Annotated in this window: 26 protein-coding genes and 2 pseudogenes; 19 read left to right on the top strand and 9 right to left on the bottom strand. The window is 46.2% G+C overall.

From position 1 onward, the window contains the following. The first annotated feature begins 21 nt into the window (after positions 1–21). The 3 genes from ACH5Y9_RS01745 (at position 22) to ACH5Y9_RS01735 (ending at position 3,284) form a co-directional block, all read left to right on the top strand. Positions 22–798, top strand: coding sequence for a S1 family peptidase (locus ACH5Y9_RS01745; RefSeq protein ID WP_033155655.1), 777 nt, complete (start codon positions 22–24; stop codon positions 796–798). A 31-nt stretch (positions 799–829) separates the two neighbouring features. Continuing rightward, on the top strand, positions 830–2,218 hold the full coding sequence (locus ACH5Y9_RS01740; protein WP_171694537.1) for a TIGR03013 family XrtA/PEP-CTERM system glycosyltransferase: 1,389 nt from the start codon (positions 830–832) through the stop codon (positions 2,216–2,218). 73 nt (positions 2,219–2,291) lie between these two features. Next, positions 2,292–3,284, top strand: coding sequence for an SGNH/GDSL hydrolase family protein (locus ACH5Y9_RS01735; RefSeq protein WP_205451131.1), 993 nt, complete (start codon positions 2,292–2,294; stop codon positions 3,282–3,284). Between the two features lie 58 nt (positions 3,285–3,342). Here ACH5Y9_RS01735 and ACH5Y9_RS01730 read toward each other — a convergent pair whose 3' ends face one another. Beyond that, complete coding sequence (locus ACH5Y9_RS01730) at positions 3,343–4,950, bottom strand: FAD-binding oxidoreductase (protein WP_445368295.1); 1,608 nt, start codon at positions 4,948–4,950, stop codon at positions 3,343–3,345. A 422-nt stretch (positions 4,951–5,372) separates the two neighbouring features. On the opposite strand from ACH5Y9_RS01730, the gene ACH5Y9_RS01725 reads away from it, so the two are divergent. The 7 genes from ACH5Y9_RS01725 to ACH5Y9_RS01695 all read left to right on the top strand — a co-directional run bounded on the left by ACH5Y9_RS01725 (position 5,373) and on the right by ACH5Y9_RS01695 (position 10,028). After that, positions 5,373–5,819, top strand: coding sequence for a transposase (locus tag ACH5Y9_RS01725; RefSeq protein WP_445368294.1), 447 nt, complete (start codon positions 5,373–5,375; stop codon positions 5,817–5,819). After that, positions 5,764–6,147: an IS3 family transposase gene (locus tag ACH5Y9_RS01720; protein WP_445368293.1), complete on the top strand. Its 384-nt coding sequence runs from the start codon at positions 5,764–5,766 to the stop codon at positions 6,145–6,147. The genes ACH5Y9_RS01725 and ACH5Y9_RS01720 overlap by 56 nt, the downstream gene beginning before the upstream one ends. Positions 6,148–6,243: 96 nt before the next feature. Then, positions 6,244–7,284 carry an IS481 family transposase gene (locus tag ACH5Y9_RS01715; protein ID WP_445367679.1) on the top strand — a complete coding sequence of 347 codons (1,041 nt, stop codon included), beginning with the start codon at positions 6,244–6,246 and terminating at the stop codon, positions 7,282–7,284. 105 nt (positions 7,285–7,389) lie between these two features. Beyond that, entirely contained in the window at positions 7,390–7,533 is a 144-nt protein-coding gene (locus ACH5Y9_RS01710; protein ID WP_445368292.1) for a hypothetical protein, read from the top strand. A gap of 5 nt (positions 7,534–7,538) precedes the next feature. After that, positions 7,539–7,778 carry an integrase core domain-containing protein gene (locus ACH5Y9_RS01705; protein WP_445368291.1) on the top strand — a complete coding sequence of 80 codons (240 nt, stop codon included), beginning with the start codon at positions 7,539–7,541 and terminating at the stop codon, positions 7,776–7,778. Between the two features lie 498 nt (positions 7,779–8,276). After that, entirely contained in the window at positions 8,277–9,026 is a 750-nt protein-coding gene (locus tag ACH5Y9_RS01700; RefSeq protein ID WP_445368290.1) for a PEP-CTERM sorting domain-containing protein, read from the top strand. A 207-nt stretch (positions 9,027–9,233) separates the two neighbouring features. Continuing rightward, a complete protein-coding gene (locus ACH5Y9_RS01695) occupies positions 9,234–10,028 on the top strand; it encodes a hypothetical protein (protein ID WP_445368289.1) in 795 nt (264 codons plus the stop codon). A gap of 18 nt (positions 10,029–10,046) precedes the next feature. Here the strand turns inward: ACH5Y9_RS01695 and ACH5Y9_RS01690 are convergent. Continuing rightward, positions 10,047–10,435 (bottom strand): annotated as a pseudogene (locus ACH5Y9_RS01690) (IS5 family transposase); the annotation flags it as partial. Between the two features lie 151 nt (positions 10,436–10,586). Here ACH5Y9_RS01690 and ACH5Y9_RS01685 point away from each other — a divergent pair. Then, entirely contained in the window at positions 10,587–11,936 is a 1,350-nt protein-coding gene (locus ACH5Y9_RS01685; protein WP_445368288.1) for an ISAzo13 family transposase, read from the top strand. Positions 11,937–11,971: 35 nt separating this feature from the next. Here ACH5Y9_RS01685 and ACH5Y9_RS01680 read toward each other — a convergent pair whose 3' ends face one another. The 5 genes from ACH5Y9_RS01680 to cysC all read right to left on the bottom strand — a co-directional run bounded on the left by ACH5Y9_RS01680 (position 11,972) and on the right by cysC (position 16,894). Beyond that, positions 11,972–12,850 (bottom strand): hypothetical protein, encoded by an 879-nt coding sequence (locus tag ACH5Y9_RS01680; RefSeq protein ID WP_445368287.1) that lies wholly within the window; start codon positions 12,848–12,850, stop codon positions 11,972–11,974. 73 nt (positions 12,851–12,923) lie between these two features. Then, entirely contained in the window at positions 12,924–13,991 is a 1,068-nt protein-coding gene (locus ACH5Y9_RS01675; RefSeq protein WP_445368286.1) for a hypothetical protein, read from the bottom strand. Positions 13,992–14,001: 10 nt separating this feature from the next. Continuing rightward, complete coding sequence (locus ACH5Y9_RS01670; protein WP_445368285.1) at positions 14,002–15,303, bottom strand: VanZ family protein; 1,302 nt, start codon at positions 15,301–15,303, stop codon at positions 14,002–14,004. A gap of 12 nt (positions 15,304–15,315) precedes the next feature. Then, positions 15,316–16,269, bottom strand: coding sequence for a DHH family phosphoesterase (locus ACH5Y9_RS01665; protein WP_445368284.1), 954 nt, complete (start codon positions 16,267–16,269; stop codon positions 15,316–15,318). 1 nt (position 16,270) lies between these two features. Beyond that, the gene (gene cysC, locus ACH5Y9_RS01660; RefSeq protein WP_445368283.1) at positions 16,271–16,894 is read right to left on the bottom strand and encodes an adenylyl-sulfate kinase; all 624 of its coding nucleotides are present in this window, start codon (positions 16,892–16,894) and stop codon (positions 16,271–16,273) included. Positions 16,895–17,176: 282 nt separating this feature from the next. Between cysC and dusB the strand changes: the two genes are divergently transcribed. From dusB to purD, 4 genes and pseudogenes are all read left to right on the top strand, one after another. Beyond that, a complete protein-coding gene (gene dusB, locus ACH5Y9_RS01655; RefSeq protein ID WP_445368282.1) occupies positions 17,177–18,178 on the top strand; it encodes a tRNA dihydrouridine synthase DusB in 1,002 nt (333 codons plus the stop codon). Beyond that, complete coding sequence (locus ACH5Y9_RS01650) at positions 18,156–18,419, top strand: helix-turn-helix domain-containing protein (RefSeq protein WP_445368281.1); 264 nt, start codon at positions 18,156–18,158, stop codon at positions 18,417–18,419. The genes dusB and ACH5Y9_RS01650 overlap by 23 nt, the downstream gene beginning before the upstream one ends. Positions 18,420–18,456: 37 nt before the next feature. Beyond that, positions 18,457–20,038 (top strand): annotated as a pseudogene (gene purH, locus ACH5Y9_RS01645) (bifunctional phosphoribosylaminoimidazolecarboxamide formyltransferase/IMP cyclohydrolase). 16 nt (positions 20,039–20,054) lie between these two features. Beyond that, on the top strand, positions 20,055–21,338 hold the full coding sequence (gene purD, locus ACH5Y9_RS01640) for a phosphoribosylamine--glycine ligase (protein WP_445368280.1): 1,284 nt from the start codon (positions 20,055–20,057) through the stop codon (positions 21,336–21,338). Between the two features lie 80 nt (positions 21,339–21,418). On the opposite strand, the gene ACH5Y9_RS01635 is transcribed toward purD, so the two are convergent. Both ACH5Y9_RS01635 and ACH5Y9_RS01630 read right to left on the bottom strand, forming a co-directional pair. Continuing rightward, positions 21,419–21,823, bottom strand: a complete 405-nt coding sequence (locus ACH5Y9_RS01635; RefSeq protein WP_033155668.1) for a septal ring lytic transglycosylase RlpA family protein — start codon at positions 21,821–21,823, stop codon at positions 21,419–21,421. 187 nt (positions 21,824–22,010) lie between these two features. Beyond that, positions 22,011–22,373 carry a SirB2 family protein gene (locus ACH5Y9_RS01630; RefSeq protein ID WP_033155669.1) on the bottom strand — a complete coding sequence of 121 codons (363 nt, stop codon included), beginning with the start codon at positions 22,371–22,373 and terminating at the stop codon, positions 22,011–22,013. Between ACH5Y9_RS01630 and ACH5Y9_RS01625 the strand changes: the two genes are divergently transcribed. The 4 genes from ACH5Y9_RS01625 to ACH5Y9_RS01610 all read left to right on the top strand — a co-directional run bounded on the left by ACH5Y9_RS01625 (position 22,372) and on the right by ACH5Y9_RS01610 (position 26,007). Next, positions 22,372–22,773 carry a hypothetical protein gene (locus tag ACH5Y9_RS01625; RefSeq protein ID WP_445368279.1) on the top strand — a complete coding sequence of 134 codons (402 nt, stop codon included), beginning with the start codon at positions 22,372–22,374 and terminating at the stop codon, positions 22,771–22,773. The two genes, ACH5Y9_RS01630 and ACH5Y9_RS01625, sit on opposite strands and share 2 nt — an antisense overlap. Positions 22,774–22,896: 123 nt before the next feature. After that, positions 22,897–23,094 (top strand): hypothetical protein, encoded by a 198-nt coding sequence (locus ACH5Y9_RS01620; RefSeq protein WP_033155670.1) that lies wholly within the window; start codon positions 22,897–22,899, stop codon positions 23,092–23,094. A 152-nt stretch (positions 23,095–23,246) separates the two neighbouring features. Further along, positions 23,247–25,523 (top strand): Tex family protein, encoded by a 2,277-nt coding sequence (locus ACH5Y9_RS01615; RefSeq protein ID WP_445368278.1) that lies wholly within the window; start codon positions 23,247–23,249, stop codon positions 25,521–25,523. 103 nt (positions 25,524–25,626) lie between these two features. Then, positions 25,627–26,007: an exosortase system-associated protein, TIGR04073 family gene (locus ACH5Y9_RS01610; RefSeq protein WP_033155672.1), complete on the top strand. Its 381-nt coding sequence runs from the start codon at positions 25,627–25,629 to the stop codon at positions 26,005–26,007. Positions 26,008–26,016: the final 9 nt, after the last annotated feature.

Genomic DNA, 26,016 nt, shown 5'->3' with positions numbered 1-26,016 from the left:
GGCCCCTTAACTCCTCCAGCCATGAAAAACCAAATACTTTATCTCTTGGCGCTATTTATCGGACTATCCGCCATCGCCACCAGCCATGCCGATGAAGTTAACCTCCCCGAGATTCTTGCCCGAGTCAAACCCGGAATAGTAGCCATCGGCACTTATATGCCAACACGAAACCCGCGTGCGGTATTCCTGGGCACCGGCTTCGCCGTTGCCGACGGCAGAAAAGTGGTTACCAACGCTCACGTAACCGCAAAAAAACTAGACGAAGAGCACCTCGAACGTTATGCGGTTTTTTATCGCCACGAGCAAAAAGAACAAATGCAAATTGCAGAACTGACCGTAACCGATGAAGATCACGATCTGGCATTGCTAAAGGTAGACGGCGGAGTTTTACCCGCACTGGAAATCGGTGACTCATTAATAGTGCGGGAGGGCGAGCAATATGCATTCACCGGTTACCCAATAGGCATGGTGCTGGGTTTGTATCCGGTCACGCACAGAAGCATTATTTCGGCTATTTCACCCAACGCCATACCGGCAATCGCCACTCGGCAGTTAAACGTCAACATGCTGAAACGACTACAGACGCCCTTCAATGTGTTCCAATTAGACGCCACCGCCTACCCCGGCAACAGCGGCAGCCCCTTGTACGACATCAATTCCGGAAAAGTTGTTGGTATCATTAACAAAGTCTTTGTACAGGGCAGCAAAGAAAATGCCATATCCAATCCCAGCGGCATCACCTATGCTATTCCCGCTGAACATATCAAGACGCTTCTAAAACAGAATATCGTCAAATAGTGATTATCCAGGAGTTAGCGGTAGCCTTCACATGATAAGAATTTTTCGACATTACATTTCCACCGCCTACCTTTGGTTACTTATAGTTGAATCTTTGGTGTTTTATCTGGCTATGTATTGCGGCGCTGGCCTCAGATTTTTATATATAGCATCCTGGTATTCCCAATCCGAACTCGCTGCTGCAGCAGCGGTTTACGCAGTGGTGTTTATCGCCAGCTGTTCCGGTTTGGGCTTGTACCGCAAAACACTGGATAAAGAAGAATACAATATTCTCCAGCGCATTAGCTTTAGCTTTGCCGTTGCGGTTTTTATACTGGCGTTCATCTATTACATCATTCCCGATTTGATGCTGGCACGCAGTGTCCTGATTTCCGCAATTATTTTTTCTTTTGTGGGCCTGCTGTTAACACGTTATTTATTTTATCGCTTCGTCAATCTGGATAATTTAAAACGCAGGGTGTTAGTGGTGGGTTGTGGGCAAAGAGCGGGAGAACTCAGCGTCGTTAATTCCAGCTATATTTATAGAGGATTTGAAATAGTCGGTTACATCACGCTGGAGGACGAACCCATAAGCGTACCCCATGCGATTGCGCTCAACGAAAAAATCAGGCTAACCGATATTGTCGAAGCCGCTAACGTCGATGAAATAGTCATCGCTGTCGATGATCGTAGAAAAAAACTACCCGTGGAGGAACTGCTGGACATCAAAATGTCCGGCGTGCAAATCATGGACTTGCAAACTTTCTATGAGAGAGAGCAACGGCTGGTTTTTCTGGAGGCGCTGAGTCCAAGCTGGCTGATGTTTTCCGATGGTTTTGTGAGTGGCGGTTTACGCCCCATCGTCAAACGCAGCTTCGATATTCTAGCCAGTCTGCTGCTACTCTCCGTCAGTTGGTGGCTAATGATCCTCACCATGTTGGCGATCTATATCGAAAGCGGCTTTGGTGCACCGGTTTTCTATCGGCAAAAACGTGTCGGCTATCGGGACATTCCGTTCGATGTCATTAAATTTCGCAGTATGCGTATCGACGCTGAAAAAAATGGCGCGCAATGGGCTAGCCAAACCGATGACCGCGTAACTCGCGTCGGCAAAGTGATTCGTAAATATCGGATAGACGAGCTGCCGCAACTGCTAAACGTGCTAAAAGGCGATATGAGCTTTGTCGGCCCGCGCCCTGAGAGACCGGAATTCGTAAAAGGCTTCGAAGAGAATATTCCTTATTATAAAGAACGGCATAGGGTTAAACCCGGCATCACCGGATGGGCGCAACTATGTTACCCCTATGGCGCCAGCGAATACGATACCCGACAAAAACTGCAATTTGATTTGTATTACGTCAAAAACTACAGCCTGTTTCTGGACTTGACGATAATGCTGAGCACGGTGGAGGTTATTTTGTGGGGCAAGGGAGCGAGATAAAAAAATATTTATAAAAACTTTAGTGATCAATAACTTACCATTAATCCTGCCACCCTATTAGGGAGAAGAAAAAATGAAAACTTCAATGCTACGATTTATTTTATTTACCTTAATATCGTTGCAACTCAGCAACTCAGCCTTGGCGGAGAACAACCGGAATCTTTATGTTTTCGGTGATAGCTTATCGGACACCGGCAACGTTTATATACAGACATCCGCCTCAGGACTTCCCATACCCGTCCCTCCCCAAAAGCGATATTTCAACGGTAGATTTTCGAACGGTCCAAATGCCGCTGAACAATTCTGGAAGTCACTCGGCAACTCGTCTAAAGTAAAACCTATATTGGCGCTCTCTCCAGAAAAACTTACGCTGAAACCAAATAAAAACCTAGCCATAAGCTTTGCTTATGGTGGCTCTGAAACTAGTTTCGGCAATTCGGTACTAGGACAATTTAATGTGACCGGCCTACTAGGGCAAGTAGGCATGTTCAAGGTCATAAAAAATGACAGCTTTGTTGAAAACTCTTTGGCTTTTGTTTGGAGTGGAGCAAACGATTATCTCAATCAATTTGGCAAGGGAATCGTGATTCCTACAGAACAAGTTGTCGACAATATCAGCAAATCGATTCGTAACTTGTATGCTTCAGGGATTCGCCGTTTTCTAGTGCCCAATCTCCCTGACCTAAGTGAAGTACCGATTGCTAATTTCATAGCTTACCAAGACCCCGCAAATCCTCATCCGGAAATTCTCGACCTCCTTTCATTCCAAACTATCGATCACAACAACAGGCTAAGGATAGAATTGAGAGAACTTGCAAAGCTACCTAAAATCAAAATCTATAAAGTCGACATTTACTCCATAACCAAATCCTTGATCGTTAGAGATGATCAGGTTGTAGCAGGACCTGCGGCAGGATGTCTCTATAGTCCCGTATTGACTCAAGACAATTGTTCAATAGTGCCTTTCGATGCAGGAAACGGTTTGATATTTTGGGATGAAATCCATCCAACCACAGAGGTTCACAAAGTTTTCGCCGAAGCCATGCTAGATTCGATTAAAAACTAGCAAGCCAGCTAGATGCTGGGTTGGCTTTATTAGCCAAACCCAGCGACCCCCAGTTTGTCTATAAGCCATAACGACCCGGGGCAATAATATTGTTTGGGTCGACAGCCTGCTTTAGAGAACGCAAAACATCAGGAACGGCATGTTCCTTAGCCGGCAAATCCATAGACTGGATACCGAGACGATAAGGCACAAAACCATGTTTTCGCCCCGTATCTAACAGTTCATGATAACAAGCATGCGCTCTGGCAACCTCATTTGCGTCTTGCCTATCAAACAAAATTGGAATGGTGCTGTCCCAACAGCGATCCGAAATACTAGTCAACGTGATCAACGGCTCGATTCTGTGTTTGATACAAATGGATTTCACCATTTCGACATATTCACGAGTTAAATCGGGCTTCATGGGTAAAAGCGGCGAATACCAAATAAGCCCACAGCCGTCCTTATCCGGATTCATCGAGGTACCATCAGTCGGCATGGCACCTGACCGCCAGTAGGCCAGAGGCAAGGCAATCTCGCTTGGCTCTCCCGCAAACAATTGCATGGTTTTATTCAACGTCCCCAACACATTAACTAAATGTAAGTCGCGGATAACTGGCAAAGCCTGCGCGGCGCCATGCATGAATTTCACTAAACCCGGGGTAAAAAAAACAAGCCGTTTGGCGACAGGCTTTAATATTCTTCGAATCTCCCCTCTCGCCGCAGCAACAACTTTCTTATTGCCATAAATAGCACCCACACCGGTCCATTCCATGACCTGATTGCGCTTCATAAGCTGTTGCAGCACATCTTCCGGAATCAACCCATCCGAGCCCAAGCGGTCTTTTGGGTAAGGCTCCGACATCGACAATACCCGGTGTTTGTTCATCAGGTTGATAGAACCCGTCACAGTTCCCACCTCACGCAACACCTGCCGGACTTTTTCAACCGCCAACCCTAGATCGTCAGCTTTTTTTACACTGAAAAAAAACGCTTCAACTCGCTCCGGCTTTGGCGCCAAAGCGATCGTCATCTTGGTGACAATCCCAAAATTACTTTGCGAGAAAAGACCGTCCATGTAGGGCCCCATCCCCCATTTAAAAGCCTTATCAACCGCCTCACCTCCCAAGCCTGAAAGCATGGAGCGATAAATTTCTCCGTTGGGCAACACAGCTTCCAGTCCCATTACCGCGGCGAAGTGATCAGCATAAGGGGTGATGCCGTAGCCTCGCTCTAAGGCATTTCCAACCAGACTACAATCAGGCCCAACCCCGGTAACCGGAATCAGATAAGGATGGTCATGCTGCTTTAAATAAGCATCAAGCTGGCGTTGGGTAACTCCAGGCTCGATAGTGAGCAAACCTGTTTCCTTATCAAAGTCCAGAATTTTATTCATCCGTGATAAATCCACCAAGACACAGTGGTCTTGAGCAGGGTTTTTTGAGCCATAGCCCCAGTTACAACCGGTGCTGAAAGGATAAAGAGGTATTTGATATTTCGCGGCAATCTGAACTATTTGCTGAACGGCTGAGGTGAAATCAGGCCGGAGCAAAGCAGGTGATTGATTCCTTAGCGCCGTACAATTGGTTTCTGCCGCTTGCAAAAACTCCTTACAGGTGACAACGGAATCGTTACCTAAAAGGTCGCGCCAGTCCGAAAGTGCTTGCTCAAGATTAGGGCTGTCCATGGGAATCTCCTGTTAGTGTTTAAGTAGAAGGATAGTCGATTAAATGGGGGACTCCAACTCGCAAAATACCTACAGACGGCAAATTAATTTTTGCAGAGATAATAAGCTGTTCAGAAATGGGCTGTTGCCATTTCTACAGGGCAACCAAATGAAGGCCCAAAACGAAGCGATAAGACTCTCAAAGTTACATTTCAATTTGCCGCATCCTGATGCGATGACGCTGAGATACTTTAGCCTTACAAACACATTTTCCAAGAGATACCCAAACCCGTCGAGACTCCATCGACGTGATCATTCCCCAAAGTTGAGTGTTGTTTGATAAGAATGATGGACACGGCGCCCGAGTTATAACTAAATCTGAAATGGTTTAATGAAGCCGGACACTTCTAAAAGCAGACTTTATACTGTTATTAGAGGTAAGCATGACAAACGAAAAACAACACAACCGACCCAAATATAGTTTGGAATTCAGGCAAGATGCCGCCAAGCTAGTTTTGGAGAAAGGCTATAGTCAGCAACAAGCAGCCGATCATTTGGGCGTATCGCTAAGTGCGATGCGGCGCTGGGTTCGGGCGGAACGCAAGCCCTCGGCGAGTGACGCGACGATGAAAAAAAACAGTGTAAACTTGGGAGAGCATGACGAATTGATTCGCTTGCGCAAGGAAAATGAACAGTTGCGGATGGAGCGCGAAATATTAAAAAAGGCGGCCGTCTTCTTTGCGAAAGAAGCCGAATACCCACAGGGCACAAGTAAAGTACGGGTTTATTCGAGAGCAAGAGAAGACGTATCCAGTGACCGTACTGTGTCGAGTGATGCAGGAGAGTACCAGCGCCTATTACGATTGGTTAAAAGCCCCGAAAGACGTTGATAAAGAGCAACAAGATCGAAAAATGGCCGAAACAGCCAGGCAGATTTTTGTCGACAATAAGCAGTGCTTTGGTTCGCGTCGCCTAGCCGATCGCTTGCAAAAACAGGGATTTGCTGCGGGTCGCTTTAAAACCCGGCGACTCATGCGAGACTTGAGATTGCAGGTACGTTATCCCAAGCGATTTAAAGCGACGACCGACAGCAACCACAATGAGGCTATTTCACCCAATCGATTGGATCGGCAATTTCAAGTAGCCAAGCCTAATCAGGTGTGGACGACCGATATCACCTATGTGTGGACGCTGCAGGGTTGGCTTTACGTGTATTAGTCACGACTTGATCTGACACATCGACTTGAAAAGATGAGAGTTACCGGTTTTGATAGGGGTGTCGAATCCTTACACAAAACACAAAAGGTAACTCTCATGATCCATACAAACAATCCGATCATTAAACACAAAGCGGGGCTGTTAAATTTAGCCCAAGAACTGAATAACGTCTCCAGAGCCTGCAAGGTGATGGGTGTCTCGCGCGATACGTTTTATCGTTATCAAGAGCTGGTAGCTGAAGGTGGTATCGATGCCTTAATCGACAAAAACCGCCGGTCTCCGAATCTGAAGAATCGCGTCGATGAAAGCATTGAGCTGGCAGTGAAAGCCTATGCGGTTGAGTGGCCAGCGCATGGACAGCATCGAACCAGTAATGAACTGCGTAAACAAGGAGTATTCGTATCCGGCAGCGGCGTTCGCTCCATCTGGTTACGGCATGACCTGGAGAACTTTAAAAAGAGGCTTAAAGCACTGGAAGCCAAGGTAGCCGCCGAAGGGTTAATGCTGAGCGATGCGCAGATTGCGGCGTTGGAGAAAAAGCAGCAGGATGATCAAGCCTGCGGCGAAATCGAAACAGCCCATCCCGGTTACCTGGGTTCGCAGGATACTTTTTACGTCGGCAACCTCAAAGGGGTTGGGCGGATATACCAGCAGACTTACGTGGACACTTATAGCAAAGTCGCACACTGCAAGTTGTATACAACCAAAACGCCCATTACCGCAGCGGATATCCTGAATGACAAAGTATTGCCGTTCTACGAAGCCAACGCATTACCCGTTCTACGCATTCTGACGGATCGCGGCACAGAATATTGTGGCAAGGTCGAACAGCATGATTATCAGCTATACCTGGCGATCAACGACATCGACCATACCAAAACCAAGGCCATGTCGCCGCAAACCAATGGGATTTGCGAACGCTTCCACAAGACCATCTTGCAGGAGTTCTATCAGGTCACGTTCCGCAAAAAGCTCTATAGCGACCTGGATGAACTCCAAAAAGATCTGGACGAATGGCTGGTTTATTACAACAATGACCGAACTCATCAGGGCAAAATGTGCAACGGCAGAACGCCGATGGATACCTTGCTGGATGGAAAACAGATTTGGGCTCAAAAAAATCTGAACCAAATCTAATCTGACAGACACCCCGCAAAAACGGTAACTGTCAGATCAGGTCTGAGCTAATACATCATTGATCTCTTTTCCCGCCAAGTCGTTGGCTGGGCGATTGACGATCACATGCGCACATCGCTTTGCGTCAATGCCTTGCAAATGGCCTTCTACCCACAGGGCACAAGTGGCGGCGTAAGCCTCCGCCCGGCTTATTGCATCATTCCGATTGAGGTAGCCAATATGCGAGCCGAGAATATCGTCAACATTTGACCGTCATGAAGATGGAGCAGAGTATGAGCCGAAAAGGCAATTGCTGGGATAATTCCCCAACCGAACGCTTTTTTCGCAGTTTAAAGTACGAACAGCTCAACTACGAAAAATTCAAAACCCAAGAAGCGGCGAAACTGAGCGTGATCGATTATTTGGCTTTTTACAATGGCCGGCGATCGCACTCAACATTGGGTTGTCAATCCCCAATCGACTTTGAGCGGGAATTCTATAAAAAATCTGCCTGATTTGGTGTCCGGGTTTTGTTGACCATTACATCGCCGCCTGATTCAGTTCGTCTGTACACCAGATTTGACTATTTCTCCCGACGGCGCCCTTCCCAGAAATTTGCATGGACAGGCTTTCACTGCCAGTCTTTGTTATGAATTTTCTAGCCCGTCATTCATTTTCAACCCAGAATCGGCGAAAGACTGATTAAAAGCAAAAAAGTGCGAATCCTAACCCTGGTAAAGTGTCAGATAACTTTACAACCAATCAAACAAGCCATTGCAGCCGGCTTATAAATTATATATAAAACAACAGCTTATTATTTTGGCACAATTTCTGCTGTTTTTTATTTGAAGTTTGTCTTCATGATCGAATCTGAAAGTGAAGTTCGCCTTCACAAAATTATGAGACATTGCACTTATGTGCATATTGAAATACTGCAATTCATTTTGGTTTGCAAAAGATCTACATCTGGGATACTGATCGCTAACTTTTTTATAACCCTTTAAGGAATAGTCATGAAAAAATTTAATGTTATACGGAGCATTGCTGCTCTGAGTCTTGTCAGCGCAGGTTTCGCGGCTAACGCAGCAAGTATCGATGGCGTTATAACGCCTGAAACTATCACCGAATTCGATAGTGGCAGTTTCGCGCAAATAGTCACAAAAAACGCTGATGGCTCAGGTTCATTTACTGCTTGGGGCGAGGTAACAGGATTTAACAATATTGCTTACGATGTTTTTCCTGGTGGTCAATTAACCTATTCCGTTACAACTGACTACACCACAAACCAAATAAATATTCCAGGTGATACATTATTTACCGGGGGCGTTATCACATTCTATCTTGACAACCTAACAGCCTATGATCCTACCAATCAAGCTTCAGCAGAAGACGGCACTGTGTGGATGACTATTTTAGGAAAAGACCTGAATGCTATCGGAGATACTTTCCTGGGCACTATAAACGTTTTGGGCGGCGGCGGCGGTACCGCATTCTTTGATTTGTTGCTCGCCGGTTTGGGAACTGATATTTTTGATACAAATACCAAGCTTGTACCAACTACTGGCGAATTTGCCGATTTTTCATGGGGCTCCAGCATATTAGCCGGAAACACAGTCACATCAACATCTGGAGGCGTTACAACTTATTACTCGACTGGCTCTGGAGACCTTGGTGCCAGCGCTACAATTCCTGAACCAGGTTCTTTGTCGCTGTTAGGTTTAGGCATGTTGGCTTTTTCCGCTAGAAAAAAACGTTCAATCTAAATCTGCTTTTAAATGCCGGCTTTTATTCTTAATAGAAAACGGTCGGCATTATTCTTGAAAAAATTTAAGAAGGAAGCTTGCATAATGTGAATGCATGAGTCTTTCATAGAGAATCGCGTAGTAGCGTAAGCCTGCAAACTGCCAATTAGATTTATCAATTGTAATATGCCCTCTACGGAGGGCATTTTTATTTGAGAGCAAACCACGATGAACCGGATCCATTTTTTTGAAATTGAAGATCAACACTGGTGCCCAAAAGTATTGCGAGATGGCGTGACCGATTTCTTACAACACATTGTTCAGTCTTACCATTTATATCAGCCCATCACTCAGCGCTTGGTCAAGGCTTTAGATCAAAGTGGACAAAATTTGATTGTTGATCTTTGCTCAGGTGGTGCAGGTCCTTGGTTATCACTGTGGAAAGATGTACTTCAACAGTCCGATAACCGAATTTTATCTGTTACGCTGACCGATTTGTACCCAAACTTGGACGCCTTTCGAGCAGCGCATACACAAAATATCGGTATCGTTTTCTGTACCGAGTCAATAAATGCGACGCAGGTACCCAGAGAGATAAAAGGTTTTCGCACTTTTTTTTCATCATTTCATCATTTGAAACCTGAGGAGGCTAAAGCCGTTTTGCGAGACGCTGTAGATGCAAAAACCGGCATTGCAATTTTTGAAAGCACACAACGCCATCCTTTGCTGTTGCTTTATATGCTGCTTACGCCTTTTTTGGTTTGGCTTAATACTCCATTTATTCGCCCATGGCGTTGGAATAGAGTATTTTATACTTATATAGTCCCTTTGATTCCCTTTATAGTAATGTTTGATGGCATCGTTTCATGCCTACGCACATATACACCTGAAGAACTAAAAACCATGGTTAATTCAATTTCTGCTCCCTATTATAAATGGGATATCGGTTTACAGCGCTTTGGTATATTACCTATAGGGATAACTTATATGGTGGGATATATGCAAAAAAATAAGGTTAATTGATTAGGGGCTGTTGCCGTTTTACATAGGTAATAAAATAAAAGCGCATGCCAAAGCGACAAGGCTGTCAAAATTGCGTTTCAATTTGTCATATCGCGAGCGATGACTCTGAAATGCTTCAGTCTTGCAAAGACATTTTCAACGAGGTGGCGGTATTTATAGAGGCGCCCATCCATTCCGTCATTCCCAACGGTTGAATACTGTTTTCGAGGAATGATAGGGACACGCCCTTTCTCGCGAATCTGAATCCGTAAGGGTTCACCGTTGTAGCTTTTGTCAACGACCGTGTAGTGAGCCAAAGGCAGTTTAGCTACTAATTCCGGCGCTTCCTTGCAGTGATGGAGCTCGCCACTGGTGACCGAGAAATGAATAGGCAACCCGCAGGCATCAATGGCCATATGGATTTTTGTGGGAGATAGTCAAATCTGGTGTACACCAGATTTGACTATCTCTCTCAATGGTTACCTGTCGCCCGCTGACTACGAATTGCAGCTCAAAGCTGCTTAGGATTTCGCCAAAAATAACTTCCCTGTATTGATACTGTCCCTAACTGGATTTGTAATGGAGAATACAACGACTCGAACCGTGGAAGATGAAAAAGTGACTGGCTACGAACCCGCGATAGAAATCAAAATGCAGCGACTCTTTACCACCTTGTCCGAGAAAGATAGGCGTCGCTATGCCGGTATAGAAGCGGCCAAACTGAGGCATGGTGGCACAGAGTATATTTCGACGTTATTCGGCATTGACCCGAAGACAGTTCGCCGTGGGCTTGTGGAATTAGACCTGAACGATGATCCGGCATCGGATCGGGTCCGAAAAAAAGGTGCGGGGCGGAAAACGGCACTTGAACGGCAACCGCAACTGCTGGTTAACTTTTTGGCGCTACTGGCAGAATTCACCGCTGGCGATCCGATGCGGGAAGGCGTGTTGTGGACCAATCTATCGCGCTGCGAGATCAGTCGTCGGTTACGGGAAATGGGCACACCGGCCAGTCGGCTAACGGTGCGTAAACTGCTGAAGCAACAGGGCTTGGGCCAGCGCAAGGCACGCAAGAAAAAGTCGATGGGCGCCCATCCCGACCGCAATGCCCAAGTTGAAAACATAGCGCGACTCAAAGCGGAATATCTGACCGCCGGCGATCCCGTGATCAGCATCGATACCAAAAAGAAAGAACTGATCGGCGACTTTGCCCGCGAAGGTCATACCCATACGCAAATACCCGTCGAAACCTTGGATCACGACTTTCCCAGCGCCAGCCAAGGCAAACTCATTCCGCATGGCATCTATGATGTAGCCCGGAATGAAGGCACTATGCACCTCAATATGAGCCACGATACCAGCGAATTATGTTGCGACAGCATCGCACGCTGGTGGCAGCAACATGGCCAACACCATTATCCCAACGTCCGCCGCGTATTAATCCTCTGTGATGGCGGCGGCGGCAATGCCGCCAATCGCCATGTATTCAAGGAAGCTCTGCAGGCCTTGGCCGATGGTTTGGGACTGGCTATTCGAATCGCGCACTATCCGCCTTATTGCTCAAAACACAACCCAATTGAACATCGCCTGTTTCCGCACATCACTCGCGCCTGCCAGGGCGTGGTGTTTCATACGGTCGACATTGCCAAGCAATTGATGGCCAAGGCGAAGACATCCACGGGATTGAAAGTGACTGTGGATATTTTGACAACTGTCTACGAGATCGGGAAAAAATGCGCTGCAGATTTCATTGAAAACATGCGGATCGTTTTCGACGAACATCTACCGCGCTGGAACTATCGGGCTATTCCTCAAACCAACTCATTTCAGGAAGTTATTTTTGGCGGGATCCTTAGTTGTGTGTTCGGAAAGGTTTTGACACATCATTTTCCTGTTACCCAAGCCCCCCCCGAATTGACTAATGAGTGACAATACTTTCTTTATGGGCAAGAACGCACTAGCAATCAATTTAGATCTTGCTTAACAAAAAATCTGAACATCCTCCAAACCGAACCAAACCCCATCACCCCCAATAAACCGTATATAATATTTTTTATAGTCAAGTACCTTAAAATATATTGAAATCGTCCAGTATCGACATCTTCTTTTCTGGCGAAATTACGTTGAGAGAAGTCAAGTATAACCTTAGAATTTCTGCCAGAATCTTGATTTTTCCTATCATCAGCACTCTCAGGTTTAGCAGTTATCCCAATACTGCTCTTGAAAACTATCATAGCATTCAGATTCTCATCCACCCCAATGAATTGTTGTAATTTTCCCAACAAATTACTTCCACTTAAATCATACCCGACCATGCTCGCATATATTCTGCTGTCAAGGTCTTTAAGATCGTAATAGGTCCAAACTAATTTGCTATATATTCCTTCCCCAAGACTATCCCGTAGTTCGTCCAGGAGTTTTTTAGAGAAAAATACATCATCGGAGTAATTATAGCCACCCATCCCTCTAACCAAATCGGCATCAGAAAAATCTGGAACAAAGAAGGAAAATTGCGCAGGTTTATTAATGTTTTCCTGCTGTCGAAATATAGGTCGTGAGACCGAAGAATCATCAACAGCGAATTCGTCCAGAGAAACCTTGGCTCTGATATTTTGCACCGCTATTTCATGATTATGAATTTTAGCAATATCCTTTTTAAGATCAACCGAACTTAGAATATCTTTAACACCATCTGGAGTTGTTTGAAGCTTCTCCTTGTCGTCTCTCACTTTAACATCATCTACGACAAGCTCAGCCTGGACACCCATCGCAACCACATTAGTAAAGAACATGCTCAATAATGCCGTCAGCACAATTGCGAATGGAAAACCTCTAAATATCATGCAAGACTACCCAAGAGCATAAATACGTATCAATTTAAAAAACATAATAAAAACTAAAACACCACTAAGTACTTCACATGGGTTTCGCTGAATATTTTGACGTAACCACTTTACGAAAAATCATACACAGCGGGGCTTGAGCCATAAAAACCAATAAAACCAGTCCAAAGTGCGCCACAAAAAAACGCGCCATTAATATATCGCCTGAAATTAAATGACTTCTATCAGTACTTAGCAAAAATTGCATAGCCGAAAAAACAGCATCATACTTTAGAATAAACTGCTCCGTCCCCCAACTTAACAACTGATAGCCTAATGGAAAAGAAATTATAAATAAAAATCCTACAACAATAATGCGCCGATTATTAAAAACCGTTAAAAATAAAATGGACGAACCTAGCCAGACGACCAGAAAAAAATAAATACCAATACAGATGACCGCGAAAGAATAGCCACTATTGATCATTAACTCTGTTAGATTGTCCGTCGCAGCTTCAATAACCACGACCCAATACCCAAACGGCAGTAACGATAATATCCAAAAGAAGCCTAAAACGAAAAGCCGCACCAACTGCCGAGTTGAAACCACCCAAAAAAGCGCCGCATGAGTGGCTGTCAATGCGATTAATGAATATACACCAAACAAACCTAAAAACCGCAACGCTAGCTCTAGCTCTGCGGGGATACTCAAAATTGGAGAGCCCAACACATCATGTATACTTTCAAGGGGAACAATAACCCTTACCAACATCCACGCTATCAGAGTATGTACCGCTAAAAAACGAGCATAAAAAAAAACTTCTCCCCTACCGTTTTTCGAAATATTCATCAAAGAGAATAGCGGATATGCAAAGCACCAATAAATCAATACAGCTATGCCTAAAGCACTGATGATTCGGTATTCTTTCGAAAATAACTCCCTCACATTGTAAGGCATAGCCTCAGAGCCACTGACAAATATCAGCACACCCAAAGTCACAAATACAGACCCCACTGCCAGCAAAAATAGGGGAATCCCACTTGTATAGCTCGTAATATTTCTTGGACGACTCACGGAAGCCGAGCCTTCAGCAAAATTAGCCTGCCCCCTTGAAATCGCAAACAAAACCTCATTTCCCAGCTTGTTTTTAGGCTCCGGCAAAGCAAGTCTATTAAGTTGCAGCAGCTCTGACCACCGAATAACCGAGATACCCTCCAAAAGATTCTAAAATAACATCTGTTATATCAACATTTTTATTTGGCAAAAACAATTGTGCAAATTCAATACTCAGAGCCGTCATCACTATTACAGCCAAAATAATGATACTTGCTTGATTGCGACTATTAAAATACTGAAAAGAATACCCTATCAAACCAAAAGGCATAAAAAATAAAATTTTATGAAAAACCTCTGTAATAGCCCTATATTCGGTACCATAATAATATGCATAAAAAGGCACTCTAAGAAACTTATCACTCCAAGTTGAAAGTCTTATATAACTCCACTCAAAATCATAAGGGTACAAAAATACAAATCCTACAACTAATACCCATAAAAAATACGCTAAACACGCATACAAAACAGTGAACCTATGATAACTTTTCAAATCACTAGCACTTCCGACCAAAGCAAGCCCATTTGAACCTAACGTTATCAATTGCACGCCAATAAAACCACCCACCAACGCAAGCAAAATATCCGTAACATCGGTAACCCTGCTATATACAAACAGCTGAAAAAACTCAATTATAGTTGCCGAGAAAAAAACTCTTTTTAATAGATCAACTTTACTCAAAGGTTTCAGCTTATACCATAGCCAAGGAATTGGCATCCATAATATGACATCAGACAAGCAGTCATATATATCTCGAAAAGCTTCTCCCTTTAACCCATAAAATGGCAGTAGAATAACGCGCCCTTCATGCCATTTATGATAAAACTCAACAGGACTTAGGGTTAAATCCAGCGGCATGACGCTGTAAAAAAACATACACCCCAAATAGATTTGCAAATAGGGGACTGAATTGGTTTTATTTATTTGCCAATTTTCAAACCAATTGGCAAATCTTTCACCAAAAACCCACCAAGCAAAAACACCAATGGCGGCTCCCAAAGTTTCGGCTATTATGTCGTTTAACGACACCGTTCTGGGAGGAAAAAATAACTGAGTAAATTCGATAGTCGAACAAAGCAAAAAACTGACTATCAATACAAAAACTGATGACACACACCTACCAACAAATTGTTGCTTTAGGGAAAGCGTACCCAGCCAAAGAAAGGCAAGCGGTATAAATAGCAGAATATTGGCAACCCAATCTGCTCTTGACGCAATACCCAGGGTCAAATATTCAATATTCTGAAAACGAAACCAAGCATCGCTTAACGAAATACTATTAAATTGCCATGGCACCAAACTGCCGTAAACGACAAAAATCGTATAAACAACACAAGCAATTAATAAGCTATTTTTCACAAAAAACTTGGCTCATTGATATTGGCTTTGAAAAGCCGCTACAAAATTGGTCAACTGCTGGTATGGAATATGATTAATACCTGCCGCAGCCTTACGGCCGCCACCCGAAAATAAGGCACATAACACATCGGCACCAACTTTATTATTTATCGGGGCTCTAACGCTAATTTGATAGCCTCCTCTTTGATTGTTGCTAACGATTGCATGAGCCCTATCCGGATATTGATTAGCCAGTTGATTTCCCCATACACCAGATACCCGCCTTGCCCACTTTTCATCAGGCAAAATAACTACCGAGATACTGTCGGTCTGATATTCAGCATCAACTTGCGCCGCTAGACTCATATCCTCGTTATAACCATTAAATAATTGCTGACAAATTTCCGCCTTATCCCGGATAAAGTCAAACGGCGATATAAAACCTTCCAGCTGCCTATAGAGCTCATCCGGAGCAAAATATAGATCATCGATACTCGTACCGTAAGCGTTGTAATTGATAGCGATTCCCAGTTGCTGTAGTTGAAGCAATTCTTGGGCCGTTAAATTAAGTAACTTAGCGGCTTCTCTTGCCGAAGCATCCAAATTATCGCCAAAAGCCCCTGTCACAGCCCATTCGGCAAAGCGTTGCTTCAAATAAATATTCATCAATAAACTTGTGCAAACGTTGGCATCAGTGCTTATCAAAGAGGTCAGACCTTGGTGAACTGGAATTTCACCTGAATAATGGTGATCCATGTAAAAAATACTGACACCTTTATTAAGAAGCTCGCATAGCGGTACGCGATTCTTATCCAGAGAGATGTCGAGCACAACTATCTGATCGCCTGCCTCAGCGCAAACTCGACTTAATAAACCAATGTCGCGCTTGACCCCAGTAACAAGCACAGACTCCTTGGGAAAAGCCAATCGCAACTGTAGCAACGCACAAATACCATCTGCATCGCCATTAAATACGTCGATATTCACTTTACATTTCGCTTTTAGTAGAGGCGATAACACCGCGCTGCTCGAGCATGCTCATGACTTGGTCTACACAGGCTTCCAACTCATACGTTCCGGTACCTACTATCATCTCGGGGTTTTCCGGCACTTCATAAGGAGAAGATATGCCGGTGAATAGCTTAATATCGCCTTGCCGCGCTTTTTTATATAGACCTTTTACATCCCGCTGTTCACACACGGACAAATCGCAGTTGCAGTAAATTTCAATAAAATCGCCGTGCGGTACCAAATTTCGCGCATATTGCCGTTCAGCCCGGAAGGGCGAAATAAAGGCAGTTAACGCTATCGTACCGGCCTCCAGCATTAATTTGGCGACTTCGGCAATTCTACGGATATTCTCCTGCCGGTCTTGATGACTAAACCCCAGATCGCCACATAAGCCTTGGCGAACGTTATCGCCATCCAACACAAACGTTCGACACTTTAATTGGTACAACCGCTCCTCGACGGCATGAGCCAAAGTTGACTTGCCTGCCCCGGATAAACCGGTAAACCACAGAATGGCCGATTTGTGCCCGTTTAAAATCTCTCGGCGGCTACGTGTTACGGTGGCATGATGCCAAACAGTATTTGAGCTTTGTTTATCCATTGAATCTAACTCCATAATTGTTCGGCCAAGACTACTTCATCGCGGGCAAACGATGCAATCCTCTTCAACAAATCCGGAAATCTCGCCGATTGCTTACGCTTCTACTTCATCCGTGGATTTCGCGGCGATAATGGTCACAGGAGATTTAAACGCCAAACTAATACTCAGGACTTACTCCCAAATCAACGCTAACAACGATTTTCAAGAACTTTCTTTCAGCCATCGTTAATCCGCGCGTTTTCGGGTATCATTTGCCGCCTTTTTCGACTAGCTTGGCTTTTCATGCGAATTGGCCCTTACGAACTTCCCAACCCAGTATTACTAGCGCCTATGGCGGGCATTACAGACGCGCCGTTTCGGCAAATCTGCAGCGAATTTGGAGCGGGCCTCACTGTGTCGGAAATGGTGATTTCAAATCGCAGCTTGCAGCACCACCCGCGCACCCTGAAAAAGCTCGATTACAACGGCGACATTAGCCTGCGCTCGGTGCAAATTTTGGGTACCGACCCTCGGCAAATGGCTGAAGCGGCCAAATTGAATCAGGACCGAGGCGCCCAGATTATCGACATTAACATGGGCTGCCCGGCAAAAAAAGTGTGCTCGGTGGCGGCGGGTTCAGCGCTAATGAAAAATGAGTCATTAGTGGCTAAAATTTTAGACGCGGTAATCAATGCCGTGGAAATCCCGGTAACCCTCAAGATTCGTACGGGCTGGGACTTAGCTAATAGAAACGCGCCAAGCATCGCCAAAATTGCTGAGAACTGCGGCATTCAAGCGCTCACCATCCACGGGCGCAGCCGAGCCTGTAAATTTTCCGGACATGCTGAGTACGACACCATCAAACAGGTCAAACAAAGTATCAGTATTCCGATTATCGCAAACGGCGATATCGATAGCCCCGCTAAAGCCAGTGAGGTATTGGCATATACGGGAGCCGACGCGGTGATGATAGGGCGAGCGGCGCAAGGCAAACCCTGGATATTTAATGACCTAGTCGCCCATCTCAGCAACACGACATATTCACCACTTAGCTTGACCGACATCAAAGCCGTTATCAACCGGCACCTGGAAAATTTATACAGTTTTTATGGCAACGACAGTGGTGTTAGAATCGCCCGCAAGCACATCGGCTGGTATTTCGATCATCTCGGCACTCTGCCTGCCGACCAAAAGACTGCAATTAACCAAGCCCAACACGCTGCGCGGCAACTCGCGCTCGTCAACGCCTCTTTCAATTTGCTGACACCACGAGACCGCCTAGATGGGAAAACATCTTACTCATAAAGTCACCGGCAGCGAGCAAACGCTGTCTGACCATGTCCGTCATTGCGTCGAAGACTATTTCACCCACCTAAACGGGCACGATTCCAGCGGTTTATACCATTTGGTTTTAGCAGAGGTGGAAAGACCCCTACTGGAAACCACGCTGAAACACTGCGATTACAATCAAAGCAAAGCCGCGATTATCCTCGGTCTCAGCCGCAGCACCTTACGCAAAAAGCTTGAACATTACGGCATAGGTTAATTTCCAACCCTTCTCTTTACCCTTTCTTGAGGTTTGCATGAATCCCACTTTGGGCATAAATAAAAAAGTGACCCGCGCCTTGGTCAGCGTTTCCGACAAAACCGGTATTCTGGAGTTTTGCCGAGAACTAAACCACCTGGGCATCGAGCTACTATCTACCGGCGGCACGGCTAAACTGCTGGCCGACAATGATATTGCCGTTACCGAAGTCTCCGACTACACCGGCTTCCCGGAAATGATGGACGGCCGCGTTAAAACCCTACATCCCAAAGTTCACGGCGGCATTCTGGGTCGACGCGGCATTGATGACGCCGTGATGGCCGAGAACGGCATCAAAGCTATCGATATGGTGGTGGTCAACTTGTACCCCTTCGAACAAACTGTCGCAAAACCCGATTGCGATCTGGAAACCGCGATTGAAAATATCGACATTGGCGGCCCAAGCATGATCCGGGGCGCAGCCAAGAACCATAGTGACGTGGCTATCGTTGTCGATCCGGTCGATTACCCGAAAATTTTGGCCGAGTTACAAGCTAATGCCAGCGCCCTAAGCCACGACACCCGTTTTAAATTGGCGCTAAAGAGTTTCGAGCATACCGCGCGTTACGACACGATGATTGCCGCTTACCTGAGCAAAGTCGTCGATAGCGGCGATTTCCCGGAAACCCTAAATCTGCAATTCCACCGCCTGCAGAGCATGCGTTACGGCGAAAACCCCCATCAAAACGCGGCTTTTTATGGTGAAAAAAATCCACCCGCCGGCAGCATAGCCGCTGCCAAACAGTTACAAGGCAAGGCATTGTCTTACAACAATATTGCTGACGCCGATGCGGCATTGGAATGTGTCAAAGCGTTTAACGACCAACCAACCTGCGTGATCGTCAAACACGCCAATCCTTGCGGCGTTGCGGTAAGCGGTGACATTTTCGACGCCTACAATCTGGCGTACGCGACCGACCCGACTTCCGCTTTTGGCGGCATCATCGCTTTCAACCGTGAATTGGACGAAAAGACTGCTGCAGAAATCGCAGGACGCCAGTTCGTCGAAGTGATCATCGCGCCGGCCATATCAGCGGGTGCGCAAGCGGCGTTGGCTAAAAAGCAGAACGTCCGGGTGCTGGAAACCGGCTATTGGACAAATACCCATGAATCAGCTTTAGATTTTAAACGCATCACAGGCGGCTTATTAGCTCAGGACAAGGATACCGGCAAGATCAGCGCTGCCGATTTGAAAGTAGTCAGCAAACGCGCACCAACTGAACAAGAATTGGCGGACCTATTATTCGTCTGGAAAGTCGCTAAATTTGTTAAATCCAATGCCATCGTTTACGGCAAAAACGGCCAGACCATCGGCATTGGCGCCGGACAAATGAGTCGAGTTTATTCGGCAAAAATCGCCGGCATCAAGGCCGCCGACGAAGGATTAACCGTGCCCGGCTCGGTCATGGCCTCAGACGCCTTTTTTCCGTTCCGCGACGGCATCGACGCAGCAGCGGCGGCCGGCATAACCGCAGTTATTCATCCAGGCGGTCTCGATGCGCGATGCAGAAGTGATTGCCGCCGCCGACGAACACAATATCGCAATGGTATTGACCGGCATGCGGCATTTCAGACATTAATACGGGACAACCTTATATGAACATTTTGATCGTAGGTAGTGGCGGCCGAGAACACGCCTTGGCCTGGAAAGTCAGGCAATCCGCAAAAGCCGGCAACGTTTACGTTGCGCCTGGTAACGCTGGCACTGCCCTGGAACACGGCATTGACAATGCCGACATTCAAGCCGACGATATTGAAGGTTTGCTAAACTTCGCTCAAGCCCGAGACATAGAGCTCACCATAATTGGACCGGAGGTACCCTTAGTCAAAGGCATCGTTGACCGATTTTCCGCCGCTGGTTTGAAGTGCTTCGGGCCGACTGCTCAAGCCGCGCAGTTGGAAGGCTCCAAATCCTTCTGTAAGGATTTTATGATCCGCCACGGCATCCCCACAGCCGCATACGAAAGTTTTACAGAAGTTGAACCGGCAATCGCTTATATTCGCGAAAATGGCGCACCCATCGTTGTCAAAGCCGATGGTTTGGCAGCCGGTAAAGGCGTAGTCGTCGCCCAATCCGAACAAGAGGCAATTGCCGCGGTTCAAGACATGTTAGCCGGCAATACGTTTGGCACGGCCGGGCACCGGGTGGTGATTGAAGAATTTTTGGATGGCGAAGAAGCCAGTTTTATCGTTATCGCCGACGGCTTGCATGCCTTGGCCATGGCCACCTCTCAAGATCACAAGGCCCGCGACAACGGCGATCAAGGCCCCAACACCGGCGGCATGGGGGCCTATTCTCCCGCACCTGTGGTGACGCCGGAGATTCACCAACGTGTCATGAATGAGGTAATTTTGCCCACTCTGCAAGGTATGCGTGAAGACGGTAACGAATATACCGGCTTTCTCTATGCCGGATTAATGATAGGCAAAAACGGTAGTATCAAAGTGTTGGAATACAACTGCCGCTTTGGCGATCCGGAAACCCAACCGATCATGATGCGTTTAAAAAGCGATTTGGTTGAACTTTGTCTGGCGGCCATAGATAAACAACTTGATCATACGACTACGGAGTGGGACGAACGCCCTTCATTGGGTGTCGTACTCGCAGCCGGTGGTTACCCCGACGATTACGCCAAAGGCCATCCAATCAGCGGATTACCGGGCAATATTGGTGAAGATTTTAAGGTGTTTCACGCCGGCACCAAACAAGTTGCAGGCCAAGTAGTCACAGCTGGAGGCCGAGTATTATGCGCGTGTGCATTGGGCGACAGCATCGCCCAAGCCCAAGAAAAAGCCTACGAGCTATGCAGACAAATCAACTGGCAGGATGTGTATTTCCGAACAGACATCGGTTTTAAAGCGATTAAAGAAACCGCTTAACAAGTAAGTTTGAGAGATTTCAGAATAAGCGAGTACGATGTAATCCGGCCCGTAGACCGAATTACATCACTACAGGCAACTTAGGCGTCGCCTACGCGCAGAACTTCAAGTTTGACTTTCGCCAAGCCTGCTTGGATGAAACCAAGCTCGCTGGCCGCCCTTTTGGACACATCAAGCAGCCGCTTATTGGCTTTATGAGCGCGGCTATTTATCCGCAACTCGACACTACGATTATTACTAAGATTAACGACACGCACCAAAGAACCAAACGGCAAGCTAGCGTGAGCCGCAGTTAATGCGTTTTTATCATAAAATTCACCGTTTGCTGTCCGCTGACCATGCAATTTGTCGCTGTAATACGATGCGACGCCGCTTTGTTCAAGGGAAAGAAAACCGTTCCTTTCTGTTTTCGCTAAACCTACAGAGCTAAAAGACGCTAGACTCGCTGAAAGCAATAATATTGCCGTCAATTTCGTTTTTCGCATCCTACCCTCCTTACGTTGAGTATTGACAGGAGGTTTGAGGTTATCCGAATAAAAACGCTTTGACAAGCTTTTTTCGTTAGTATACAAATTTCACCATCTGTCAATAACTATTTTTCGCAAGCCAAATTTATCTACTCTCTAAGAAACACAAGACCTCGCGGGCAAACTCCAACGCATAGAACAACACTTAAAAAAAGAAAAAAACCTGCTTAGTCACAGCAACCTTGGAGATGTAATACAAACAAATCAATGCGCCACCAAAAGCCAACCATCGCGAACGTCCCGATTGGCGAATCGCCACAATCCCCAAGCCAATGTAAACTAACAACATCAATAGCTTGGCTACGATCCAAGCAAATTCTGCTGATAACCAACCTCCTTGAAAAACCAAGACAAATCCGGTCAACAAGACCAAACTCGCAATAACATGCGGACCAATTTTTAGCCATTTCTGCTCCAACAGGGCTGGCTTTAGCTCGGCAAGCACCACTCGCCCAATAAAGCTGACCACCAAAACTACCACGAAAAGAAGATGTATGTGTTTAAGCATGAGTACCCCAAATTTAGCTAAAGATTATTTTCGAGCCGCCTCCATTCGAACAACACAACGCCGTAAGAACAAACAGACTGCCAGATTCAAATTCCAATCCTATCATGCAACCTGCACGATGACCGAGGTTAACCATACCTCCTTTCCCTTCATCGCCCCGCAGAACACTCGACAAACGATAGGAATTTCCCGCAATATTTCTCGACTTGCCGCCGCAATGCAGGCTTCGGGCATACGGCATAAATGCATAGCAAGCCACGCCGAAACAGATACGCAGCAACAGCATCACATCAAAACCGGATACTTTTCAGCCAAAAGAAAAGCCCATAATAAGTTGATTTTATTAGAAAAACAAAACACCTATCAGTCAAAACGAATAATCGCAAAAATATTGTTTTGACACAAAACAGTTTTGAGTGTAAAAAATGCACCGTCGACCAACAATAATACTAATTTCGACATACAACTCGAGTTGCCCCGTTTTAGGGCTAATTATTACAACAACAAGATGAGGATTATAAAAATGGCTGAACAAGAAAAAGACAATACCTTTACTGTAGTTGCTGTTGTTACTGCAATTGCTATTGCTGGCGTCGTTTTGCTGAAAGCGGATGAAACCAAACATCTCAAATACAGCGGCGAAACTTCTGCCCAAGCTGAAGCCCAAGTTTTGGCAAAGCATAAAGATTTTAATAACGACGTTTTAAGCCAAGCAAAATAATTTTTGCTTAGCAATCTAGGCGCCAGCTGAGAATTCAGCTGGCGCCTTTTTTGTGCCCGCAAGTTTCTCACTCCATTTCTGATAGTTCGCTTTTTCAAGAACCCACGCTAATGTAGAATTGGGCCTTTATACCAATTTTATTTAAGCTACAGATGGACGTTATCCAACGCATTGCCGAAGAACTTTCAGTTAAGCCGCAACAAGTCGCCGCCGCAGCCGCCCTATTGGACGATGGCGCCACGGTGCCCTTCATAGCCCGCTATCGCAAAGAAGTAACCGGTGGCCTGGACGATACGCAATTGCGAAATCTTGAGGAAAGATTGATTTATTTGCGGGAACTTAACAGCCGCCGCGACTCAATTCTCGACACCATTCGCTCGCAAGGAAAGCTCACCCCGGAACTGGAACTAGCAATACTCGACGCCGACACCAAAACGCTTCTGGAAGACCTATACCTGCCCTACAAGCCTAAACGCCGCACCAAAGCGCAAATTGCTCGCGAAGCCGGTCTTGAACCATTAGCCGACGCCATCCTGGATAATCGCGACCTAATCCCCGAACAAATCGCAGCTAGCTATATCGATGCTGAAAAAGGTATCGCGGATGTCGCGGCGGCCCTGGAGGGCGCCCGTCAGATCATCATGGAGCGTATTTCCGAAGATGCCGAACTACTTGCTGAATTGCGCGAACGTGTTTGGAACAAGGGCATTCTGCACGCTAGCGTCGTGACCAGCAAGGAAGCAGAGGCAGCCAAATTCAAGGATTATTTCGACTATAGCGAAGCGATCAATAAGATTCCGTCGCACCGTGCCTTGGCCTTGTTCCGCGGTCGTAACGAGGATTTACTGTCCTTAACCCTAAAACCGGCGGAACTGGATCAAGAAGAACATCAGTTATGTTCACAATTCGTTAGTCAACGCCTGCAAGTTAAAGACACAGAAAAACCCGCCGATGCCTGGTTGGCCGAAACCGCCCGCTTTGCCTGGAAAATCAAATTATTTACCCGTATCGATATGGATCTAAAGCTGAGACTGCGCGAAGCCGCCGAGCAAGAAGCCATTAGAGTGTTTGCCAGCAATTTGCGCGACTTGATGCTGGCGGCGCCAGCAGGTCCCAAAGCGACCATGGGCCTGGACCCCGGCATTCGCACAGGTGTCAAAGTTGCTGTGGTTGACGCAACCGGCAAGCTGTTGACCACAGAAACCATTTACCCACATCAACCTAAGAACCAGTGGGATCAATCGATAGCAGTTCTGGCTAAATTGATCAAGCAGCACCAAGTACAACTGGTGAGTATCGGTAACGGCACCGCTTCTCGGGAAACTGATCAATTGGTTGCAGACTTGATGAAGCAACATAAAGACCTTAATTTTCAAAAAATCACAGTTTCCGAAGCCGGCGCGTCGGTATATTCGGCATCGGAACTGGCTGCTAAGGAGTTTCCAGACCTCGACGTCTCATTACGCGGCGCAGTATCGATAGCCCGCCGGCTACAAGACCCACTGGCGGAACTGGTGAAAATCGATCCAAAATCGATAGGCGTTGGTCAATATCAACATGATGTTAACCAAGTGCAATTGGCTCGAATGCTCGATACCGTGGTAGAGGATTGCGTGAACGCGGTCGGCGTAGACGTAAACACAGCTTCGGTAGCTTTGCTGAAACAAGTATCTGGACTTAGCAGCAGCATCAGCGAAAACATCGTTGCGTTTCGCGATGCGAATGGCCCGTTTGCGAACCGCAATCAATTGAAAAAAGTGCCGCGCCTAGGCGATAAAGCGTTCGAACAAGCCGCCGGCTTTCTCAGAGTCATGAACGGCGACAACCCGCTAGACGCATCTGCCGTACATCCTGAAGCCTACCCGGTAGTCAATGCAATTCTTGATGATACGGGCAAATCAATCCGCGACTTGATCGGCCAAAGCCAGTTTTTACGCGGCCTGAATCCGGCAAACTATGCCAACGCCAATTTTGGCGTTCCCACCGTCTCGGATATATTGCAGGAACTGGAAAAACCCGGCCGCGACCCGCGTCCGGAGTTTAAAAGCGTGCAATTCAAGGATGGCGTGGAGAAAATTACTGATCTTGAACCCGGTATGACTTTAGACGGCGTCGTGACCAACGTCGCCAATTTCGGTGCTTTTGTTGATATTGGCGTACATCAAGACGGTTTGGTGCATATTTCTCACCTAGCGGACGACTTTGTTAAAGATCCGCGTAGCGTCGTAAAAACCGGCGATATGGTAAAAGTACGTGTACTGGAAGTGGATGTAGCACGCCAGCGTATTTCTCTAAGCATGCGAAAAAACGTGGATGCCGGTGAGATTATTCCAAAAGAAAAACCGCAAAAAACTGCTCATAAACCCAAACAACAACCCGCGCTACAGAACAGCATGAGCAGTGCATTTGCCAAGGCGTTGAAAAAGTAAACAGTTCAGGGCTCTGCTATACTTTCGAGCGATTGTCGGTCGAAGCGGTAAATCCGACTCGACCAACAGATTCTCAAATCCATTCTCATATACAGGATCAGTTATGAATCGAAATACTCGCGCCCTGACCACTGTTTTATTCGCAGCTTTTCTAATGACCAGCTTGCCAAGCCTAGCGGAAGAGGCCGAAACCTATGGCGAAACCTTCGGGCGAAAACTGACTACCGGCCTCGCCAACATCACCACATCTTCCCTGGAAATACCAAAAAACATTATTTTAATCAATAATCAAAGCAATGTTATTTACGGCTTTATCGGCGGTACTTTTAAAGGGTTATTGAATATGGGAGGAAGAATCGGCGTCGGCGTGCTGGATTTGGTTTCCTCGCCAATCCCTACGCAGCCCATCGTCTATCCTTTATATGTTTGGGACAATTTCAACGCGGAAACCACCTACGGCAAAGCCTTCCGCCCCAGCAATTAATTACTTAAT

This window comes from Methylomonas sp. BW4-1 (assembly GCF_052474385.1).
This window is presented reverse-complemented; position numbering and strand designations above follow the sequence as displayed.

Coding starts and splice junctions, on each gene's coding strand:
- cysC (WP_445368283.1), bottom strand. CDS start 16,894: ATGGATAAACAAAGCTCAAATACTGTTTGGCATCATGCCACCGTAACA.
- ACH5Y9_RS01620 (WP_033155670.1), top strand. CDS start 22,897: ATGGCTGAACAAGAAAAAGACAATACCTTTACTGTAGTTGCTGTTGTT.
- ACH5Y9_RS01715 (WP_445367679.1), top strand. CDS start 6,244: ATGATCCATACAAACAATCCGATCATTAAACACAAAGCGGGGCTGTTA.
- ACH5Y9_RS01710 (WP_445368292.1), top strand. CDS start 7,390: ATGCGCACATCGCTTTGCGTCAATGCCTTGCAAATGGCCTTCTACCCA.
- ACH5Y9_RS01625 (WP_445368279.1), top strand. CDS start 22,372: ATGAGTACCCCAAATTTAGCTAAAGATTATTTTCGAGCCGCCTCCATT.
- ACH5Y9_RS01705 (WP_445368291.1), top strand. CDS start 7,539: ATGAAGATGGAGCAGAGTATGAGCCGAAAAGGCAATTGCTGGGATAAT.
- dusB (WP_445368282.1), top strand. CDS start 17,177: ATGCGAATTGGCCCTTACGAACTTCCCAACCCAGTATTACTAGCGCCT.
- ACH5Y9_RS01635 (WP_033155668.1), bottom strand. CDS start 21,823: ATGCGAAAAACGAAATTGACGGCAATATTATTGCTTTCAGCGAGTCTA.
- ACH5Y9_RS01685 (WP_445368288.1), top strand. CDS start 10,587: ATGGAGAATACAACGACTCGAACCGTGGAAGATGAAAAAGTGACTGGC.
- ACH5Y9_RS01695 (WP_445368289.1), top strand. CDS start 9,234: ATGAACCGGATCCATTTTTTTGAAATTGAAGATCAACACTGGTGCCCA.
- purD (WP_445368280.1), top strand. CDS start 20,055: ATGAACATTTTGATCGTAGGTAGTGGCGGCCGAGAACACGCCTTGGCC.
- ACH5Y9_RS01720 (WP_445368293.1), top strand. CDS start 5,764: ATGCAGGAGAGTACCAGCGCCTATTACGATTGGTTAAAAGCCCCGAAA.
- ACH5Y9_RS01615 (WP_445368278.1), top strand. CDS start 23,247: ATGGACGTTATCCAACGCATTGCCGAAGAACTTTCAGTTAAGCCGCAA.
- ACH5Y9_RS01700 (WP_445368290.1), top strand. CDS start 8,277: ATGAAAAAATTTAATGTTATACGGAGCATTGCTGCTCTGAGTCTTGTC.
- ACH5Y9_RS01680 (WP_445368287.1), bottom strand. CDS start 12,850: ATGATATTTAGAGGTTTTCCATTCGCAATTGTGCTGACGGCATTATTG.
- ACH5Y9_RS01610 (WP_033155672.1), top strand. CDS start 25,627: ATGAATCGAAATACTCGCGCCCTGACCACTGTTTTATTCGCAGCTTTT.
- ACH5Y9_RS01730 (WP_445368295.1), bottom strand. CDS start 4,950: ATGGACAGCCCTAATCTTGAGCAAGCACTTTCGGACTGGCGCGACCTT.
- ACH5Y9_RS01725 (WP_445368294.1), top strand. CDS start 5,373: ATGACAAACGAAAAACAACACAACCGACCCAAATATAGTTTGGAATTC.
- ACH5Y9_RS01745 (WP_033155655.1), top strand. CDS start 22: ATGAAAAACCAAATACTTTATCTCTTGGCGCTATTTATCGGACTATCC.
- ACH5Y9_RS01650 (WP_445368281.1), top strand. CDS start 18,156: ATGGGAAAACATCTTACTCATAAAGTCACCGGCAGCGAGCAAACGCTG.
- ACH5Y9_RS01740 (WP_171694537.1), top strand. CDS start 830: ATGATAAGAATTTTTCGACATTACATTTCCACCGCCTACCTTTGGTTA.
- ACH5Y9_RS01735 (WP_205451131.1), top strand. CDS start 2,292: ATGAAAACTTCAATGCTACGATTTATTTTATTTACCTTAATATCGTTG.
- ACH5Y9_RS01630 (WP_033155669.1), bottom strand. CDS start 22,373: ATGCTTAAACACATACATCTTCTTTTCGTGGTAGTTTTGGTGGTCAGC.